Here is an 18,991-nt window from a genome sequence, read left to right as displayed (position 1 = left end):
CCCGCCGACCTCGCTGATGGCCGCCGTCGCGCCCGCGAAGACCTCGGGATGCTGCTCGACGACGTGGTGGGAGCCGAGGACTCCCCCGGCTTCCTCGTCGGCGAAGTACGCGATGACGAGGTCCCGGTCCGGGGCGCCCTGCGCGGCGATGACGTCGCCCAGTGCCGTCAGCATCATCGCGTCCATGTTCTTCATGTCGACGGCGCCGCGGCCCCAGAGCATGCCGTCGCGGACGTCACCGCCGAAGGGGTCGACGCTCCAGTTCGCCGGGTCGGCGGGGACCACGTCGAGGTGGCCGTGCACCACCAGCGCGGGCTTGTCGGGGTTCCGTCCGGGGACGCGCGCGACGACGCTGACCCGGTCGGGTTCGGACTCGAACAGCTGCGGGGTCAGACCGAGTCCGCGGAGCTCCGCTTCGACGTAGTGCGCGGCCTCGGTCTCTCCCGAGGACCGGCCGTTCCCCCAGTTGCTCGTGTCGATGCGGATGAGGTCGCGCGCGATGGCCGCGGTGGCTTCGAGGTCGGTCGTGGTCGGCTCGAGTCCGGGGTCCGTCGTCATGCTGCAACGCTACCGGGCACCCGTGACGCCGGACGCGCCCGGGATGTCCGCCCGTGTTCAACCACCGTTCAGTCCCGTGCTAAGGTCTTCTCCGGCAGCAACGCCGGGGAAACCCGTTGTTCCAGCCCACAAGTGAAGAACATCTGTCCGGATGGCGGAATTGGTAGACGCGCTAGCTTGAGGTGCTAGTGCCCGTATTAGGGCGTGGGGGTTCAAGTCCCCCTTCGGACACGCAGTGTTGAGACACGCGGCGAATGGCTCACCTTCGGGTGGGCCATTCGTTTTTGCGCGCCCGGATTCGAACAGTGGATGCGGCCGTTCCGCCGACCGCGCGACATCCCCGACGTCGTACGACATCGACGGTGTCGCACCACCGGCACAGGACGCGACCACATGACGGACGGGAGGCCCGGTGCCAGCTGGCACCGGGCCTCCCGTCCGTCTGCGCGGTGGTGCCTACTTCGCCGCGTCGACGAAGGAGCGACGCGGGTCGGTCTCCTTGATCAGCGAGGTCGCGTCGCGGCCGGAGACCGCGCCGGTGATCCAGCCGATGACGATGCGCGCCTTGCGGTTGAGCGTCGGCATCGCGTACACGTGGTACGAGCGGTGCGCGAGCCACGCGAACAGATTCGTCATCTTGATGCCCTTGATGTTGGCGGCACCCTTGGCCACGCCGTACGAGGCGACCGTGCCCACGGAGACGTGGCGGTACTCCTCGAGGGGCTTGCCCGTGATCGTCGCGACCACGTTGTCCGCGGCCACGACGGCCTGGCGGACGGCGTTCTGCGCGTTCGGCGGGTAGAAGGCCGGCTGCTTCTCGGCGGTCAGGTCGGGGACCTGCGCGACGTCGCCGAGGCCCCAGACGCCGGCGACGACCTCGTGGGTGTCCTCGGCCTCGACCTGGAGCTTCGCGTTGGCCGCGAGGTGCCCCTTCGGTCCGCGCGGCAGGTCGGACGCGTCGAGCAGCGGGTTCGGCTTCACGCCGGCGGTCCACACGAGCAGCCCGGTGGCGAACTCGTCGCCGTCGGAGAGCTTGACGACGCCACCCTCGCAGCTCGGCATGGTGGTCTTCAGACGCACGTCGATGCCACGTGCGCGCAGGGACTCGAGCGTCCACTTCGACAGCTCCGGGCCGACCTCGGGCGCGACGCGGTCGAGCGCGTCGATGAGGACCCAGCGGGGCTGCTCGCCGGCGAGCGACGGGTAGGTCTTGATCGCGGCCTGCGAGACGTCGAAGAGCTCGCCGATCGCCTCGACGCCGGTGTAGCCACCGCCGACGAAGATGCTGGTGAGCAGTCGACGACGCTCGTCCTCGTCACGCGTGGCCGCGGCCTTCGCGATGTTGTCGAGGAGCTTGGCGCGGACGTAGGCCGCCTCTTCGACGGTCTTGAAGCCGACGCCGACCTCCTCGAGACCGGGGGTCGGGAACGTGCGCGTGACCGAGCCGAGGGCGACCACGAGCTGGTCGTACCCGAGCGTGCGGTCGTCGCCGCCGGCCGTGGCGATCGCGACGGTCTTGTCTGCCGACGAGATCCCGGTCACCTTGCCCTGGATGACGCGCGTCTTCCGGAGCGCACGACGGAGCTCGACGGTGACGTCCTTCGGGTTGATGTGGCCGCCGGCCACCTCGGGCAGGAACGGCAGGTACGTGTAGTACGTGTTCTGGTCGACCAGGGTGATGCGCATCGGCACCGTCGCGGCGTGCTTCTGCAGCTGCTTGACGGTCGCGTAACCAGCGGAGCCGCCACCGAGGACGAGGACGTGAGGGATCGAATCTGCCATGGGTCTGGTCTACTCGATCAACCCTCAGCGCGTCATGTCCGCCGCGCACATCTGCCAGATCCGGTGCAGATCAACGACACCTGTCGTCTGAACTGCAGGGTGGGAAGGGTCAGCGTCCGTCGCGCAGCCGCCACCACGCGGTCTCGGCGAGGTCGACGCCCATGAAGACCCCGTGCGGCGTCCGTCGGGACTCGACCAGGCTGAAGCGCCGCAGGCGGTACCCGCCGCCGAACCGGTCGATGATGGCCTCGGGCGACGAGTCGACGGTGCGCTTGACGTGCCACGTGCGGTCGTCGACGGGGACGATCACGCTGCCACCCGCGCCGGGCGCGACACCATCACCAGCACTGGCACCGGCACCGGCACCGTCATCGCCGGCCGCCGATGCGGGACCGCAGGATGTCGATCCGCTTCTGGATCTGTTCGATGCTCGCCTGGGCGACGGCCGGTCCCCCGCTGATCCGCCGGAGTTCGGCGTGGATGGCCCCGTGCGGTTCGTTCGCGTGCCGCGACCAGATCGACACGAGGCGCTGGAGTTCGGAGCGCTGTTCCTTGATGGTCAGGTACATCGGCCGGTCGGGCTCGGGAGCCTTGGCCGCCCCGCTCGACGAGGGCAGTCCGTCCTTGACCGCGCGGCCCTTGGACCGTTTCGCCTGGGTCGCCTGCCGGGACCGGAGCAGGTCGCGGACCTGGTCGGGTTCGAGCAGCCCGGGGATCCCGATGAAGTCGAGCTCTTCGAGGGACCCGATCTCGCCGCCGGTGCCGAACTCGCCACCGTCGTAGAGCACCCGGTCGAACGAGGCCTGCGAGTCGAGGGCCTCGAACGGCTGCACGTCGAGCAGGCTCTCCGAGGCGCGGTCTTCCTTGTTGGCCTCGGCGACCATCGCGTCCTCGGGGTTGTACATCCCGTCGTCGGCGTCCTTCGGGCGGTCGAGCGCGTGGTCGCGTTCGAGCTCGAGCGTGGCGGCGAGGGCCATCAGCCCCGGCACGCTCGGCAGGAACACCGACGCGGTCTCGCCGCGACGACGGGCCCGGACGAACCGCCCGATGACCTGGGTGAAGAACAGCGGCGTGCTGGCACTGGTGGCGTAGACCCCGACGCACAGCCGTGGGACGTCGACGCCCTCGGAGACCATCCGCACCGCGACCATCCACCGCGAGGTGTCGGCGGCGAAGGCGCCGATGCGGCTCGACGCGGCGGCCTCGTCCGAGAGGACCACGGTCGGCCGCTCCCCCGTGATCCGCTGCAGGATCCGGGCGTAGGCGCGGGCGGTGGACGCGTCGGTCGCGATGACCAGGCCGCCGGCGTCGGGGACCCCGCGGCGCACCTCGGTCAGGCGCGTGTCGGCGGCGGAGAGGACCGCCGGCATCCACTCGCCCTCGGGCGACAGCGCCGTGCGCCAGGCCTGGGCGGTGATGTCCTTCGTGACCTGCTCGCCGAGGGACGCCGACATCTCGTCGCCCATCCGGGTCTTCCAGCGCATCTGCCCGGCGTACGCCATGAACAGCACCGGCCGGACGACGCCGTCGACGAGGGCTCGGCCGTAGCCGTAGTTGTAGTCGGACACGGAGGTGCGGATGCCCTGCTCGTCCATGGCGTACTGGACGAACGGGATGGGCGCGGTGTCCGAGCGGAACGGTGTGCCCGACAGCGAGAGCCGTCGTGTGGCGCCGTTGAACGCCTCTCTGATGCCGTCGCCCCAGGTCAGCGCGTCGCCGCCGTGGTGGACCTCGTCGAGGACGACGAGGGTGCGGCCGCCCTCGGTGATCCGCCTGAGGACGTCGGGGTTCATGCCGACCTGGGCGTAGGTGACCGCCACGCCCTGGTAGTGCCGGCCGAACATGCCGTCACCGTTCTTGAACATCGGGTCGATGCGGATCGAGACCCGGTCGGCGGCGTCGGCCCACTGGCGCTTCAGGTGCTCGGTCGGCGCGACGACGACGAGGCGGTCGACCGTCCCCCTGGCCAGCAGCTCGGTCGCGAGCCGGAGCGCGAAGGTGGTCTTGCCGGCGCCGGGCGTCGCCGCGGCGAGGAAGTCACGGGGCTCGGTCTCGAAGTACTTGGTCAGCGCTTCGACCTGCCATGCACGGAGCTTCGACGCGGTTCCCCATGCCGCACGGTCGGGGAACGCCGGCGACAGGTGCTCGGCCGCCGCGTTGCCCGCGATCTCCGCCAGCTCGGCCGGCGCGAGCTCGGCCGGTGCCAGCTCGGCGGGTGCCGGCTCGGCCGGCGCCAGCTCGGCGGACACCCGGCCCGGTCGGGCCGCGTTCCCGGTGGTGTCGACCGGACCGACCGCCGCCGTGTCGGCTGCGGCGGTCTGCTGCTGTTCGTACTCCGCTGCGCTCACTTCGGGCGATTCTACCGTCACCCGATGTCCTGCCGGGCGTGGGGCGGGCGCTGCTCGGGCGTGCCACGGACCAGCGATGCTGGACGCAGCACGCCGGCGCCGAACCGGGCGGTCACCGCGTCGACGGTGGTCTCGGTCTCACGCCACGGCGCGTCGTCGTCCCAGAGGGCGTTGCTGGCGGCGGTCGGCACGAGGTTCTCGCCGCGGACACCGATGAGCCGGATGCGGTTGCCCGGTCGGTGCAGCACGTCGTAGAGCTCGACGGCTTCTCGGTGGATCCGACGGGCGACGTCGGTCGGTTCGGCGAGGGTGCGGGACCGGGTCAGCGTGGTGAAGTCGGTGTACCGGACCTTGAGCGCGATCGTACGGCCCTGGACCTCGGCCCGACGCATGCGCACCGCGACCTTCTCGGCCAGACGGAGGAGTTCCCGCGCGACGGCGTCGCGCTCGGTCAGGTCGGTGCCGAAGGTGACCTCGTGCCCGATCGACTTCTCGCCGACCGCGGTGTCCACCACGCGCGGGTCGCGGCCCCAGGACAGGTCGTGCAGGCGATGTCCGCCCGCCGGACCGATCGCGTGGACGAGCGACTCGAGCGGTGTGGTCGCGAGGTCGCCGACGGTGCGGATGCCCCGACGTTCGAGCACCTCTTGTGTCTTGCCCCCGACTCCCCAGAGTGCGGACACCGGCTGCGGGTGCAGGAACGCGACCGTGTCGGCCGCCGGCACGACGAGCAGCCCTGCCGGTTTCGCCCGGCTGGACGCGAGCTTCGCGACGAACTTGGTCGAGGCTGCACCCACCGAGCAGTGCAGGCCGGTCTCCTCGAACACCGCGCGGCGGATGGCCTGTCCGATCTGCCACGGCGTGCCGTACAGCCGGACGGCACCGGCGACGTCGAGGAAGGCCTCGTCGATGCCGAGCCGCTCCACCCGGGGCGTGAACCGGTCGAAGACCTGCATCACCGCTCGGGACTTCGCCTGGTACTTCTCGAAGTGCGGCTCGACGATGACGGCGTTCGGGCAGCGCCGCTTGGCGACGGCCATCGGCATGGCGGAGTTCACGCCGTACCTGCGGGCTTCGTACGTGGCAGCGGTGACGACCGAGCGGTCGGAGTCGTGGCCGACGATCACCGGCAGTCCGACCAGGTCGGGGCGGTCGAGCAGCTCGACCGACGCGAAGAAGGCGTCCATGTCGACGTGCAGCACCGTCGCCGAGACGTCGGCGACCGGCTGGTCGGAGACGAGTCGGTTGCTGCCGTCCTGCTTGCTCACGAGGCGATGGTGCCAGGGGCCACCGACACCGGTCCGAGCGCGTCGTTCGCGATCGTCCGTGCCGCCGAGTCGCGGGACGACGGGTGGTACTGCCCCGCCCGGACGTCCCGTGCCAGCCGCGCGAGCTCGGCGTCGGCGCGGAAGGCACTGCCGCCCACGACCCGCATGGCCTCGTCGACGACGTGCTGCGCGGTGTCGACGGTGCGGGCCTTCGTCCCGACCAGCAGCGGGAACCAACGCCGCCCGTGGTCCTCGAGCTCGTCGACGTCACGGGCGAGCGCGTCGACCTGCAGCGCCACGGCGTCCACCGCTCCCCGCATGTCCGCGACCGCGCGACGCACGTCCGGGTCGTCACTCCGCGGCACACCGTCCATCGACCGCCGCTGCTGCACGGACTGCACGGTGAGCTCGACGGCCCGCGACGCGATCCCGACGTACACCGACGCCACGAGCAGCTCGAACGCGGCGAATACCCCGAACACGAGCGGATCGGCGGTCGGACCGACCGGCAGCGACCGGACGATGCGCTCTGCGGGGACGTGGACGCCCTCGAGCAGCGTCGTCCGGCTCTGCGTCGCCCGCATGCCGAGGGTGTCCCAGTCGTCCAGGTGCCGGATGCCCCCGTCCGAGCGCAGTGCGAACCCGTGCACGAGCCGCGGCTCGGACCCCGACGTGTCCTTGCCGAACACGCTCAGCACGTCCCACGCTGGTGCGAGCGACGTCGAGACCTTCGTGCCCGTGAACCGGAAACCGCCCGCGCCGTCCGGCTGCGCCGTCGTCGTCGAGTCGAAGAGCACGCGGTCGTTGCCGGGCTCGCTGACCCCGAAGGCCAGCAACCGGTCCGCCGCGGCGTGGTCCGTGACGGACTGGAGGAACGACTCGCCCCGGGCGGACGCGCTGCGGGCCGCCTGCACCCAGGTCTGGTGCATGCCGAGGGCCAGCGCGGTCGCCGGCGCGGCCTGGGCGAGCGTGCGCTGCACGGCCGCGGTCGCCCGGAGCCCGAGCCCGCTGCCGCCGTCCGCGATCGGGACACCGATCCGCAGGTACCCCGCCGCGCGGAGTTCGTCGAGGTCCTCGAACGGGAACGCGTTCTCCGCGTCGTACCGGGGTGCCCGCTCGGCGATCCGGGCGAGCAGGTCCTCGGGAACCGTCCAGGGGCGACGCTTCGTGCTCGTCGCGGGGTTGGCCTGGGTCATGGCACGAGACTACGTTCGGGAGGGTGTCAGATCGTCATCCGTGGTCCAGGTACGTCGCGATCGGTGACTCGTTCACCGAGGGACTCGGCGACCCCGACCCCACAGCACCGGGCGGCAACCGCGGGTGGGCCGACCGCGTCGCTGCGTTCCTGGCGAGCCGGACCGACGACTTCGCCTACGCCAACCTGGCCGTCCGCGGTCGGCTGCTGCAGCAGGTCATCGACGAGCAGGTCGAGGACGCGCTCGCGCTGCACCCCGATCTGATCACGGTGTCCGCCGGCGGGAACGACATCATCCGCCCCGGCTCCGACCCGGACGAGGTGGCATCGCGGTTCGACCGGATGATGGCCGACCTGCGGCGTGACGGGGCCGACGTCGCGCTGTTCACCGGGCCGGACGTCGGCATGACGCCGGTGCTCGGGATGGTGCGCGGCAAGGCGGCGATCTACAACGAGCACCTGCACGCCATCGCCCTGAAGCACGGCGCGATGGTCGCCGACATGTGGGCGATCCGCGGGCTGCGGGACCCGCGGATGTGGGCCCCGGACCGACTGCACCACTCCCCTGTCGGACACGCCACGATCGCCGCCGCCGTGCTGGACACGCTCGGCGTCGACCACGAACTGGCGCCCTCGACGCCCGAACCCCTGGCCGCCCGCCCGTGGCGCGAAGCCCGCGCCGAGGACCTCGGCTGGGCCAGGGAGTACCTGGTGCCGTGGGTGGTCCGCAGGATCAGGCACACGTCGTCCGGTGACGGCATCACCGCGAAGCGCCCGCACCTCGAGCAGATCGGCACCGGGGCGCGCGACGGCCGGTAGGGCAGCTCAGGCGCCCTCGAACGGGTTGGTCCACCGCCACCAGATGCCCGGGTCGGGGATCGCCTGCTCGAGCACCAGCGGCACCGAGACCGGCGCGTGGTCGGTGATCGTGAACCGGACCCGACCCACGCGCTCGCCCTTCGTCCCGAGCGTCACCGAGTCGAGCTGCGCCTTCGCCCGCACGGAGGTCCGCCCCCAGACGAGCACCTCGGAGGCCTTGGCACTGACCGCGTCGGTCTCGTCCTTCCACGGGGTGGAGTACGTGCCGAAGGACTGTCCCGCGTGGGTCAGCGTCACCACGTGGAAGTTGTCGGCGACCGAGTGGAGCAGCCGCTGCACGTCCGAGTCGAGTGCGTCGTGGTCCACCCCGCCGAGCATCGCGCCGATCACCGTGACCGTGCGGCCGCCCCGCTCGTAGGTCGCGGCGAAGAGCAGGCACGCCCCGGCTTCGTCGAGGGTGCCGGTCTTGATGCCCTCGACGCCGTCGATCCCGAGCAGCTTGTTCGAGTTCTCGATGTCGCCGACGTTCGGCACCGTCACGGTCTTGGTGCCGACGACCTCCTTCACCACGGGGTTCGCGAGCGCGAGCTGCCCGAGGTCGACCAGGTCCGTCGCGGTCGAGGTGTTGCCGGCGTCGAGGCCGGTCGGCTCGTGGATCGTGGTGTCGTCGAGCCCGTGGTCGTCGAGCCAGGTCGCCGCCGCCTTCTGGTAGGCGTCGAGTGACCCGAACGCCCAGATGGCGAGGGAGCCGGCGTAGTTGTTCGCCGACTTCATGAGCATGACCTGCAGCGTCTGGTACTCGGACAGCTGCAACCCGGCAGGCATCGGCGCGACCTCGCCGTTCACCGCGAGGTACTTGGCGTACAGCCCCTGCATCTCCGGGGTGAACGCGATCGTCGGGCCGGCCTGTCCCCGTGCGAGCGGCTTGGCGTCGAGCACGACCAGCGCCGTGACGACCTTCGAGATGCTCGCGATCGACCGGGGCTTGGTGTCCCCACCGGTGCGGAGGCTCTCCGGGAAGTCAGTGGCCTCGACCGCAGTGGCCCCGTAGGACGGGAAGGACAGCGCCGGCAGGGTCGCGGTGGGCGCCGCGTACGACGTGGTCGAGGCGCTCGCCGGCGAGAACGGCACGAGCGCCGCGGCGACCAGGTACCCGATCGCCAGCAGCAGGACCGCGACGACCGAGATGGTCACCGGCCGGCGGACGGCGGAACGGGGGCGGCGGACGACTCGTGACACGACACCCGAGCGTACCGGGGGGCGGTACCGGCCATCTGGGGAACCGCCGGTCTGTGGAGAAGCCGCTCCGCGCCTCCAGGGTGTGGACGGACGACCGGGACGCGCGATCGCCGGCTAGCGCAACGCGCGCTGGGCCGCGGCGACCGCCCACAGTCCGACGGCGCTCGCCGCGGCCACGTTGAGCGAGTCGACCCCGTGGTGCATGGGGATGCGCACGGTGGTGTCGGCGGCGGCGATCGCGGCCGGCGTCAGCCCCTGCCCCTCGGTGCCCATCACGAGCGCGACCCGTTCCGGGACGTCCCGGGCGAACGCGTCCAGGTCGACCGATCGGTCGGTCAGCGCCATCGCCGCCAGGTGGAAGCCCGCGGCGCGGAGTTCCTCGCCCGCGTCGGGCCAGTCACCGATGCGCGTCCACGGGACCTGCAGGACCGTCCCCATGCTCACCCGGACACTCCGCCGGTACAGCGGGTCGGCGCACCGCGGGCTCACGAGCACGGCGTCCGCCCCGAGCCCGGCGACACTGCGGAAGACGGCTCCGACGTTGGTGTGGTCGACGATGTCCTCGAGCACCACGACCAGTCGCGCGTCACGGACGACCTCGGCGACGCTCGGCAGCTTGGGACGCTGCATCGACGCGATCGCACCGCGGTGCATCCGGAACCCGGTGAGCTCCTCGAGCAGGGCGTCGGGGCCGACGAAGACCGGCCCGTCGTGGTCCGCGACGAGCGGCAGCACGTCGTCCAGCCACTTCTCCTGCACCAGGACGCTGCGGGGAACGTGTCCGGCCCGCACCGCGCGCTCGATCACGGTGTTGGACTCGGCGATGTACAGCCCGCCCTCGGGTTCGGTGACCCGCCGGAGGGCGACGTCGGTCAGCCGCTGGAAGTCGTCGAGGCGGGGATCGTCGAGGGTGTCGATGCGGACGGTGTGCACGGGGCTCGGTTCCTGGTCGTGTCCGCGCCCCGGCGGCGAGCCGGTCCCGTGCCGGCGGCGCGGGAAGGGGCGGGGACGGTCGGCTGTTGAGGGTACCGTGGACCCGATGGTGACGAGCGACGCGACGAGCGGTGCGACCGAGACGGCTGACGACCTCGACCGGGTCGCCGAGCTGCTCGCGGGCAAGCGCATCGCGGTGCTCTCCGGCGCCGGGCTGAGCACCGACTCCGGCATCCCGGACTACCGCGGCGCGGGCCGTGTGGTGCGCAAGCCGATGACGTTCCAGGAGTTCCGCGCCGACCCCGCCAAACGGCAGCGGTACTGGGCCGGCTCGCACCTGGGGTACCGGACCTTCGCGGCCGCCGCACCGAACGCCGGGCACCACGCCCTCGCAGCACTCGAACGCGCCGGGGTCGTCACGGGCATCGTCACGCAGAACGTCGACGGGCTGCACCTGCGCGCCGGGTCGCGGCGGGTCGTCGAGATCCACGGGTCGACCGACCGCGCGCTGTGTCTGACCTGCGGACAGGTCTTCGCGCGGGCCGACCTCGCCACCACGCTCGACACGCTCAACCCCTGGATCGACGAACCCGGCTCGGTGGTGCTCCAGCCCGACGGCGACGTCGAGATCACCGACGTCGAGCGCTTCGTCGTGCCGGCGTGCTCGGTGTGCGGCGGCGTCCTCAAGCCCGACGTGGTGTTCTTCGGCGAGTTCGTGCCCACCGAGAAGTTCGCCGAGTCCGTCTCGCTCGTGGCCGATGCCGACGCCCTGCTCGTCGTGGGGTCCTCGCTCACCGTCAACTCCGGCGTCCGCCTGGTCGACCACGCCGCACGCCGCAAGCACCCCGTCGTCATCGTGAACCGCGGCGCGACCCGCAGTGACCGGCGCGCCGCGGTCAAGATCGACGCCGGCACGACCGAGACACTGCAGGAACTGGCCGACCGGCTCGTTCTGCGATGATCGACGTGTGACGACCCACCTGTACCTCGTCCGGCACGGCGAGACCGACTGGAACGCGCAACGCCGCATCCAGGGCTCGACCGACATCCCGCTCAACAACACCGGCCGGGCGCAGGCCGCCGCCACCGCCGAGCTGCTGGCACGACGCCGCTTCGACGCGGTCGTGGCGTCGCCGTTGTCCCGGGCTGCCGAGACCGGCGCGATCATCGCCGCCCGCCTGGGACTGCCCGAGCCGGCCGCGTACCCGGGCCTCGCCGAGCGCTCGTACGGCGACGCCGAGGGACTCACCGACGACCAGGTCCTGGCGCAGTACCCGGACGACGTCATCCCCGGACGCGAGTCCCGCTCGGCGCTGCTGGCTCGCGTCACGGAGACGCTCGGCGAGATCGCGATCCGCTTCGACGGCGGCGTGGTCGTCGTGGCCACGCACGGCGCCGTCATCCGCAGCGTCGTCAACGCGGCGGCACCGGGCACGGCAGACCGTGTGCACACACCGATCCGCAACGGGTCGGTGCACTCGTTCCGCTGGGACCCTGAGCGATTCCACGCCGAACTCGTGGAGTTCGACGACCCGATCGAGGACGTCTCGGACGCTCCCGGCAAATACGCCTTCGACTACCAGAACCCGCTCGAGCGCCGCAGCTGACCGCCGTCGCGACCGGCGGTCCCGTCGATCAGGACGGTCCGCCCGGGAACCCCGTGGCGCCGTCCGGTCGTGCACCCTGCGCCTGGGCCGTGCGCTCCGCGTGCCCGCCCTCGTCGGTGCGAGGAGCCAGTGGGTCCCCGAGGTGCTGCAGCCGCTTCGCCCGACGCGATGCCGACAGCGCCACGACCAGGGCGACCCCGACGACGAGCACGAACACGATCGACACCGTCAACCAGACGGACATGGCACCCCCTGCTCAAACCGGCAGCTGTGCACCGCCGGTCCCCCACGCTACCGCTGGACGGGTCGTTGCCGGATCGTTGTCGCGAGCAGGGCGATCGACGTCGCGGGCCGGACTAGCATCCCCTGCACCGGGACCGGCACGCGGCTCCGGCGCGGAAGGGGCGGGATGACCACTGAGGGACCCGGCGAGCACGGCCGCCACCGCGACTGGCTCGCCCAGGAGGACGAGGACGACGACCTCGGGCGTGCGTTCGGCCCGGACACGGCGTCGGTCCCGGTCCGCACGACTCCGCAGCGCGTGCGGTCGTGGTCGCTCCTGCTGGTCGGACTCGTCGTCGTCGCCCTCGTCATCGTCGTGGCGCTCGGCATGATCGTCGGTGGCGTGCAGAACGGCGTCGGCGGAGTGTTCCCTCGCCCGCAGGCCGCGGGCGACCGGTTCGTCACCCAGGCCCAGACCATGGACCACGTCACCGCGGCCAGCGCCGACGAACCGACGAAGACCTCGTTCGCCAGCTACGACGTCACGGCCCGGGTGAGCGCTGAGACGACTGTCGACCCGGCAGCGCAGACGGCACTGGTCGACCAGCTCAGCGCGTCGGCCGCGGCGACGAGCGGCAACGGCGTCACCATCTGGGCGGTCCTCGACCTGGGCACCGCCGACGTGGGCGTGTCGCGGTCGCGGGAACGCACCGAGCAGCGGCTGTCCGTCGCGCAGACGGTCGCCGGCACCGCCGGCGTCCAGCAGGTGCGATGCGTGTGGGTGGCGAGCGACACCGGACGCGCCGATGAGCCCACCGACCAGCGCGTCACGGTCGTCGCCGGCCCGACCGGCGTCGACGTCGAAGCCGTCCGGGCGCAGGTGACCGACGCGGTCCACCGGGTGTTCCCCGCCGCCGAGATCCAGGTCACCGCGGCGAAGAGCTGACCGGCCCGCCAGCCCGCGGGCCGCGTCAGCGCGCGCGGTCGGCGAGACGCGGTCAGCGCGCTCGGTCCGCGACCGCCCGCTCGACCGCCTGCAGCACGCGCTCGGCCGAGTCCGCCCACCGGAACCGGGCCGCCTGTGTGACCGACGCCGCCGAGGCGGACGCCCACCGGGCCTCCAGTCGGCGCACCGCCGCGGCGACCGCCGACGGCGACGACGGGTCGAAGTACTCGGCGACGTCGCCGCCGATCTCGCGGAAGATCGGGACGTCGCTGACCGCCACCGGCGTGCCGACGCCCATCGACTCGACCAGCGGGATGCCGAAGCCCTCGTCGTACGACGCCGTCACCAGCGCGGTCGCTGATCGGAGCGTGTCGAGGTACTCCTGGTCCGAGGCTCCGTCGTGGAACACGACCGCCCCCGGTGCCAGGGCGTCGAGACGCGCCCGGTCGGCGTCCGACACGCGCGACATGCAGTGCAGGGTCCAGTCCGCGCCGAGGAGCGGCAGCGCCGCCGCGAGCGTCTCGACGTTCTTGTAGGGCATGAACGACCCCATGTAGACCAACGACCGCTCGCGCGGCCCGTCGGCAGGACGCACCGCCGCCGGGTCGGCGGCGTTGTACGCGACGGTGACCGGCCGCCGCGTCAGCCGGTGCTCGGCGATCAGCCCGGCGGTGGTCTCCGAGACGGTGACGACCCCGTCGGCGCCGTTCAGCAGCATGCGCTGCGGCCACCACGCCAGGTGGAATGCGCGCCAACCGAGCCGGATCGGCCAGGAGAACTCGCGCGGGGGCGTGCGGTTGCGGTAGTAGATCAGGTCGTGGAGCGTCAGCACGAGCGCGTAGCGGCGTCCGCGCGACCCCATGGTCTGCATGGGCGAGAACACCGCGTCGAGGCCCAGACGGTTCACGTGCCGCGCCACCAGCGGCTCCCCCGGCTCGGTCGGCGCCGGGATCAGCTCCCAGGGAAGCTCCGCCGGCAGGGACTCACGCTGGCGCTCGTCGCTGACCAGCAGCACGACGTCGTGCCGGTCCGGCAGGTGGGCGACGACGCCCGCGGTGAACCTGCTGATGCCGTCGTGCCGGCCGATCCGGACGTACCGGCAGTCGATCCCGATCCGCAGGCGCGTCACGATCCCTCGCCCTGGGTCGGCTTCGTCCTGGAGGCCCGACCCGGCTTGGCAGGGCGCGGTGCCTTCCGGACAGGGTCGGCCATCCGGCGCAGGGTCGCCTGGGCAGCGGCGGCGGGCGTCTCGTAGTGCACCAGGTGCCCGACGTCCGGCACGACGACGAGCTCGGCGTCGTGGAGCCGCGCGGCCAGGGCGCGCTGTTCCGGCAGCGCGGTGATGTCGTCACGCTCGGCCGCGATCAGCAGCACGGGCACGCGGATCCGGTCGGCGTACTCGGAGACGTCGTGGGTGACCGACGTGCGGAAGGCCTCGAGCACGCTCGTGCGGTTCGCGAACGCCGAGAAGTACCGGTCGTGCTGGTCGTGCACCCATCGGCGCATCGCCGGGTCGTGCGACTTCAGCATCGCGACGCTCATCGCCCGGACGATGCCGCGGTTCCGCAGGATCCCGAGACCGATCGGCCGCGGCAGGGCGGCCCCGGCGCGGTAGTAGGCGATCGCGATGCCGGTGCCGACGGCGCGGGGACCCTGCAGTGCGGGTGCGGCGATCGGGTTGACCAGGACGAGCAGCCGGGTGTCGAGCCCGGCGGCGACGGCGGCGGACACCACGATCGAGCCGAACGAGTGCCCGAGGACGACGGCCGTCCGGTCGAGACGGAGCGCCCCGTGGAACCCACGCAACCAACCGACGTACCCGTCGATGTCGGACGTCGGCAGCGGGTCGGACACGCCGAAGCCGGGCAGGTCCGGGACGATCACCCGCACGCCGGTCAGGTGGGCCGCGATCGACTCGAGTCCGTGGTGGTCACCGCGGAAGCCGTGCACCGCCAGGACGGTCTGCGTGGCGTGTCGGGGGCCGTACTCCCAGAAGTGCGTGGTGCGGCCGTCGACCTCGACAGCGCGGTGCACGACGGGCGTCGCGGCCATCAGCGACGAGTACGGGGACAGGACCGGCGGTTGCATCCGCGCCAGTCTATGGAACGCACTCGGCAGCAGCCGCCTATCGTGTCCGGAGCGGGTCGTTTCACGGGTCCGCCGACTTTCGACGAGGAGCACGGTTGACCTTCACAGCCCCGATCCAGCTGCCCGGACTGACCCTCGACCCCCAGTGGTACAAGCGCTCGGTGTTCTACGAGTGCATGATCCGCTCGTTCGTCGACTCGAACGGCGACGGCATCGGTGACATCCAGGGTGTGATCGGCAAGCTCGACTACCTGCAGTGGCTCGGCGTCGACGCACTGTGGCTCCCGCCGTTCTTCAAGTCGCCGATGCGCGACGGCGGGTACGACATCGCCGACTACCGGGCGATCCTGCCCGAGTTCGGCACCCTCGACGACTTCCGCGAGCTCGTCACGAAGTCGCACGAGCGCAACATGCGCATCGTCATCGACATGGTGATCAACCACACGTCGGACCAGCACGAGTGGTTCCAGCAGTCCCGCGAGGACCCGGACGGCCCGTACGGCGACTTCTACGTCTGGCGGGACACCGACGAGGACTACTCCAACATCCGCATCATCTTCGTCGACACCGAGGAGTCGAACTGGACGTTCGACCCGGTCCGCCGGCAGTTCTTCTTCCACCGGTTCTTCTCGCACCAGCCCGACCTGAACTTCGAGAACCCGGCCGTCGTCGAAGCCGTGTACGACGTCGTGCGGCACTGGCTCGACCTGGGCGTGGACGGACTGCGGCTCGACGCCATCCCCTACCTGTTCGAGTCGGAGGAGGGCAACGGCGAGGGTGAGCCGGAGACCCACGAGTTCATCAAGAAGCTCCGGTTCATGGTCGACGACGAGTACCCCGGTCGCGTCCTGCTCGCCGAGGCGAACCAGTGGCCCCGCGAGACCGCCGCGTTCTTCGGTACCGACGAGGAGCCCGAGTGCCACATGGCGTTCGACTTCCCGGTGATGCCGCGCATCTTCTACTCGCTCCGCGCGCAGCACGCGTCGGAACTCAAGGCGATCCTGTCGGAGACCCTCGACGTGCCCGCGTCGGCGGCGTGGGGCGTGTTCCTCCGCAACCACGACGAGCTCACGCTCGAGATGGTCAGCGAGGAGTACCGCCAGGCCATGTACGGCTGGTACGGCTACGACCCGCGCATGCGCTCGAACATCGGCATCCGCCGTCGTCTGGCGCCGCTGCTCGACAACTCCCGCGCTGAACTCGAGCTCATCCACGCGCTCCTGTTCTCGCTGCCCGGTTCGCCGTTCCTGTACTACGGCGACGAGATTGGCATGGGCGACAACATCTGGCTGCCGGACCGCGACTCCTCGCGCACGCCGATGCAGTGGACGCCGGACCGCAACGCCGGGTTCTCCACCGCTGACCCGGGCAAGCTCTACCTGCCCGTGGTGCAGTCACTCGTCTACAACTACGCGCAGGTCAACGTCGAGGCCCAGCTCGCCCAGTCCCGGTCGCTGTTGCACTGGGTCCGCAACGTCATCCACGTGCGGAAGGCGCACCCGGTGTTCGGCCTCGGGTCGCTCGCGGTGCAGGACACCGACAACGAGAGCGTGCTCGCCTTCGTCCGCTCGTGGGAGGGCTCCGGCACCCAGTTCGGGCCCTCCGCCGAGGACGTCCTCTGCGTCTTCTCGTTCACCGTGAACCCGACCACGACCACGATCACGGCGCCGCAGTTCGCCGGGCGTCCCCTGTACGACCTGTTCGGCGGCAGCTCGTTCCCGTCGTTCGACGACGAGGGCAAAGTCACGCTGACGCTGGGGACGCAGTCGTTCTACTGGCTGCACGTGGGCGCCGCGCCGAACGCCTGACAGGCGGGTCGCGCGGGGCGTGTCGGTGTGTCGCGTTAGCCTGACGAGCGTGACGTTCCCCACCGCACAGCTCGACTCGCCCGCACCGGCGCAGGACCTCTCGACCCGGCCCTGGTGGCACGCGCTCGGGGTGTTCGACCTCGAGACCACCGGCATCGACGTCGAGACCGCCCGGATCGTCACCGCGCACGTCGGCCTGATCGACATGACCGGTCGCAGCATCGTCGAGGGCTCGTGGCTCGCCGACCCCGGGGTGCCCATCCCTGAGCAGGCCTCGGCGGTGCACGGCATCAGCACGGAGCGCGCCCAGGCCGACGGCCGACCGGCCGGCGAGGTCGTGGCCGAGATCGTCGCGGCAGTCGAGGCCGTGTTCGCCCGGGGCATCCCGCTCGTGATCTACAACGCGCCGTACGACCTGACGCTGCTCGACCGCGAGGCCAAGCGTCACGGCATCGCCTCCCCCGTGATCGGCAACGTCGTGGACCCGCTCGTCATGGACAAGGCGCTCGACACCTACCGCAAGGGCAAGCGCACACTCGAAGCGGCCGCCGAGCTGTACGGCGTGACGCTGTCCGACGCGCACGACGCCGGCGCCGACGCCATCGCTGCCGGACGTGTGGCGCAGGCCATCGCGGCGAAGTACCCCGACGACCTCACCGTCTCCGCCGAGGAACTCCACCGCAAGCAGGTGGCGTGGTGCGCCGACCAGGCGGTCTCGTTCCAGGAGTACATGCGCAAGAAGCGCGACCCGTCCTTCGTCGCCGACGGCCGCTGGCCCCACCGCACCGCCGACTGACCGGCCCGCGTTCCCGCGGTGTCGAACGGCTCGGCACAACGAAAACCGGCTCGAACCAGGCGCGTCCCTGGTTCGAGCCGGTTTCCGTTGTGCGACGCCGATCCGCGCCGCCGCACACGCACGCGACGACTGCGAACGCAGAACGGGCGGCCCTCCCGGAGGAGTACCGCCCGTTCGCGTTGCCGGAGCTGCTTACTTGGAGAAGCCCTTGAAGCGCTGGTTGAACTTCTCGACGCGGCCGGCCGAGTCGAGGATGCGCTGCTTGCCCGTGTAGAACGGGTGCGAAGCGGACGAGATCTCGACGTCGATGACCGGGTAGGTCGCACCGTCGAGCTCGATGGTCTTGTCGCTGTTCGCGGTCGAACGCGTCAGGAACGTCTCACCGGAAGCCAGGTCGCGGAAGACGATGGCGCGGTACTCGGGGTGGGTGTCGGTCTTCATGAGATTCCTCGGTGTGGATTGCGTGTTGAGAGAGGCGGATGCCCCGGAAGTCAGTGGCTCACGCCAGCCGTCCACGTTACCAGACGGAGAGCGCGATGTGGAGCAGGCTCAGGCGGCGCGCGCCGTGAACCGACCGGCGTCCTTCGTGACCGTGAGGTCGATCCCGAACGCCGTCGTCAGGGTGTCGGCGGTCAGGACCTCGTCGATCGGTCCGGCGGCCTGGACGTGCCCGTCGGCCAGGACCAGCGCGTGGGTGAAGCCCTCGGGGATCTCCTCCACGTGGTGCGTCACGATCACGATCGCGGGTGAGTCGGAGCTCTGCGCGTAGCCCCCGAGCGTGCGGACGAGGCTCTCGCGGGCGCCGAGGTCGAGCGAGGCGGCCGGTTCGTCGAGGAACAGGATCTCGGGGTCGGTCATCACGGCCCGGGCGATCTGCACGCGCTTCTGCTCGCCGTCGCTCAGCTCGCCGAAGGTCCGGTCGGTGAAGGCTCCGAGGCCCCACTCGTCGAGCACCCGTTGCGCGCGACGCACGTCGAGCTCTTCGTACTCCTCGTTCCAGCGACCCGTGACCGAGTACGCCGCCGTGAGGACCACGTCGATGACCTTCTCGGTCACCGGGATGCGACGCGCGAGGGCGGTCGAGGCGAACCCGATCCGGGGCCGCAGCTCGAACAGGTCGGCGCCGCCGAGTTCGGTCCCCAGGACCTCGACCTCGCCGGACGTCGGGAAGCTCTGCGCCCCCGCGACCTGCAGCAGCGTGGTCTTGCCGGCGCCGTTCGCGCCGAGCACGACCCAGCGCTCGTCGTCCTGCACCTCCCACGAGATGCCGTCGAGGATGGTGGCCCCGTTCCGGACCACGGACACGTCTGACAAGCGCACAACCGAGGGCATGCCCCAACCCTACGCGAGCGCGGCTGCCCGCAACGCCCACACGCCGGGAC

The 18,991-nt window shown here is 71.3% G+C and carries 19 protein-coding genes and 1 tRNA gene; 7 read left to right on the top strand and 13 right to left on the bottom strand.

The window, feature by feature from the left end; genetic code table 11:
- Window positions 1–558 (bottom strand): M20/M25/M40 family metallo-hydrolase (locus ASG04_RS17910; protein WP_235515526.1); only part of this gene is annotated, 558 nt, incomplete at its 3' end.
- 145 nt (window positions 559–703) lie between these two features.
- Here ASG04_RS17910 and ASG04_RS11785 point away from each other — a divergent pair.
- Window positions 704–789: transfer RNA gene (locus ASG04_RS11785), tRNA-Leu, on the top strand.
- Window positions 790–1,014: 225 nt separating this feature from the next.
- On the opposite strand, the gene ASG04_RS11780 is transcribed toward ASG04_RS11785, so the two are convergent.
- From ASG04_RS11780 to ASG04_RS11760, 5 genes are all read right to left on the bottom strand, one after another.
- Complete coding sequence (locus ASG04_RS11780; protein WP_056124467.1) at window positions 1,015–2,340, bottom strand: NAD(P)/FAD-dependent oxidoreductase; 1,326 nt, start codon at window positions 2,338–2,340, stop codon at window positions 1,015–1,017.
- Window positions 2,341–2,449: 109 nt separating this feature from the next.
- Window positions 2,450–2,650, bottom strand: a complete 201-nt coding sequence (locus ASG04_RS11775; RefSeq protein WP_056124463.1) for a hypothetical protein — start codon at window positions 2,648–2,650, stop codon at window positions 2,450–2,452.
- A gap of 58 nt (window positions 2,651–2,708) precedes the next feature.
- Window positions 2,709–4,517: a DEAD/DEAH box helicase gene (locus ASG04_RS11770; RefSeq protein WP_056125734.1), complete on the bottom strand. Its 1,809-nt coding sequence runs from the start codon at window positions 4,515–4,517 to the stop codon at window positions 2,709–2,711.
- Between the two features lie 188 nt (window positions 4,518–4,705).
- Window positions 4,706–5,956 carry a DNA polymerase IV gene (dinB, locus tag ASG04_RS11765; RefSeq protein WP_056124459.1) on the bottom strand — a complete coding sequence of 417 codons (1,251 nt, stop codon included), beginning with the start codon at window positions 5,954–5,956 and terminating at the stop codon, window positions 4,706–4,708.
- A complete protein-coding gene (locus tag ASG04_RS11760) occupies window positions 5,953–7,152 on the bottom strand; it encodes an acyl-CoA dehydrogenase family protein (RefSeq protein ID WP_056124455.1) in 1,200 nt (399 codons plus the stop codon). Before ASG04_RS11760 ends, dinB begins: the two co-directional genes overlap by 4 nt.
- A 23-nt stretch (window positions 7,153–7,175) precedes the next feature.
- On the opposite strand from ASG04_RS11760, the gene ASG04_RS11755 reads away from it, so the two are divergent.
- Window positions 7,176–7,970 carry an SGNH/GDSL hydrolase family protein gene (locus ASG04_RS11755; RefSeq protein WP_056124453.1) on the top strand — a complete coding sequence of 265 codons (795 nt, stop codon included), beginning with the start codon at window positions 7,176–7,178 and terminating at the stop codon, window positions 7,968–7,970.
- 6 nt (window positions 7,971–7,976) lie between these two features.
- Here ASG04_RS11755 and ASG04_RS11750 read toward each other — a convergent pair whose 3' ends face one another.
- Both ASG04_RS11750 and ASG04_RS11745 read right to left on the bottom strand, forming a co-directional pair.
- Window positions 7,977–9,209 carry a D-alanyl-D-alanine carboxypeptidase family protein gene (locus ASG04_RS11750; RefSeq protein ID WP_156463646.1) on the bottom strand — a complete coding sequence of 411 codons (1,233 nt, stop codon included), beginning with the start codon at window positions 9,207–9,209 and terminating at the stop codon, window positions 7,977–7,979.
- 114 nt (window positions 9,210–9,323) lie between these two features.
- A complete protein-coding gene (locus ASG04_RS11745; RefSeq protein WP_056124447.1) occupies window positions 9,324–10,142 on the bottom strand; it encodes a TrmH family RNA methyltransferase in 819 nt (272 codons plus the stop codon).
- Window positions 10,143–10,248: 106 nt separating this feature from the next.
- On the opposite strand from ASG04_RS11745, the gene ASG04_RS11740 reads away from it, so the two are divergent.
- Entirely contained in the window at window positions 10,249–11,103 is an 855-nt protein-coding gene (locus ASG04_RS11740; protein WP_056125732.1) for a Sir2 family NAD-dependent protein deacetylase, read from the top strand.
- Window positions 11,104–11,110: 7 nt separating this feature from the next.
- Window positions 11,111–11,749 (top strand): histidine phosphatase family protein, encoded by a 639-nt coding sequence (locus ASG04_RS11735; protein WP_056124444.1) that lies wholly within the window; start codon window positions 11,111–11,113, stop codon window positions 11,747–11,749.
- A gap of 28 nt (window positions 11,750–11,777) precedes the next feature.
- On the opposite strand, the gene ASG04_RS11730 is transcribed toward ASG04_RS11735, so the two are convergent.
- Window positions 11,778–11,993: a hypothetical protein gene (locus tag ASG04_RS11730; RefSeq protein ID WP_056124441.1), complete on the bottom strand. Its 216-nt coding sequence runs from the start codon at window positions 11,991–11,993 to the stop codon at window positions 11,778–11,780.
- 165 nt (window positions 11,994–12,158) lie between these two features.
- On the opposite strand from ASG04_RS11730, the gene ASG04_RS11725 reads away from it, so the two are divergent.
- A complete protein-coding gene (locus ASG04_RS11725) occupies window positions 12,159–12,917 on the top strand; it encodes a hypothetical protein (RefSeq protein ID WP_056124437.1) in 759 nt (252 codons plus the stop codon).
- A 52-nt stretch (window positions 12,918–12,969) separates the two neighbouring features.
- Here the strand turns inward: ASG04_RS11725 and ASG04_RS11720 are convergent, their stop codons facing one another.
- Entirely contained in the window at window positions 12,970–14,037 is a 1,068-nt protein-coding gene (locus tag ASG04_RS11720) for a glycosyltransferase family 4 protein (protein ID WP_056125730.1), read from the bottom strand.
- Window positions 14,038–14,042: 5 nt separating this feature from the next.
- Window positions 14,043–15,005, bottom strand: a complete 963-nt coding sequence (locus ASG04_RS11715; protein WP_082518078.1) for an alpha/beta fold hydrolase — start codon at window positions 15,003–15,005, stop codon at window positions 14,043–14,045.
- Window positions 15,006–15,100: 95 nt separating this feature from the next.
- On the opposite strand from ASG04_RS11715, the gene treS reads away from it, so the two are divergent.
- Both treS and ASG04_RS11705 read left to right on the top strand, forming a co-directional pair.
- On the top strand, window positions 15,101–16,813 hold the full coding sequence (gene treS / locus ASG04_RS11710) for a maltose alpha-D-glucosyltransferase (RefSeq protein WP_056124435.1): 1,713 nt from the start codon (window positions 15,101–15,103) through the stop codon (window positions 16,811–16,813).
- Between the two features lie 49 nt (window positions 16,814–16,862).
- The gene (locus ASG04_RS11705; RefSeq protein ID WP_056124432.1) at window positions 16,863–17,609 is read left to right on the top strand and encodes a 3'-5' exonuclease; all 747 of its coding nucleotides are present in this window, start codon (window positions 16,863–16,865) and stop codon (window positions 17,607–17,609) included.
- A gap of 192 nt (window positions 17,610–17,801) precedes the next feature.
- Here the strand turns inward: ASG04_RS11705 and ASG04_RS11700 are convergent, their stop codons facing one another.
- Entirely contained in the window at window positions 17,802–18,050 is a 249-nt protein-coding gene (locus tag ASG04_RS11700; RefSeq protein WP_017887280.1) for a type B 50S ribosomal protein L31, read from the bottom strand.
- Window positions 18,051–18,158: 108 nt separating this feature from the next.
- On the bottom strand, window positions 18,159–18,941 hold the full coding sequence (locus ASG04_RS11695) for an ABC transporter ATP-binding protein (RefSeq protein ID WP_056124428.1): 783 nt from the start codon (window positions 18,939–18,941) through the stop codon (window positions 18,159–18,161).
- Window positions 18,942–18,991 lie beyond the last annotated feature (50 nt).

This window comes from Curtobacterium sp. Leaf183, from assembly GCF_001424385.1.
Lineage (GTDB): Bacteria > Actinomycetota > Actinomycetes > Actinomycetales > Microbacteriaceae > Curtobacterium.
The sequence above is the reverse complement of the archived record's forward strand: the minus strand, read 5'-3'. Positions and strand labels throughout refer to the sequence as shown.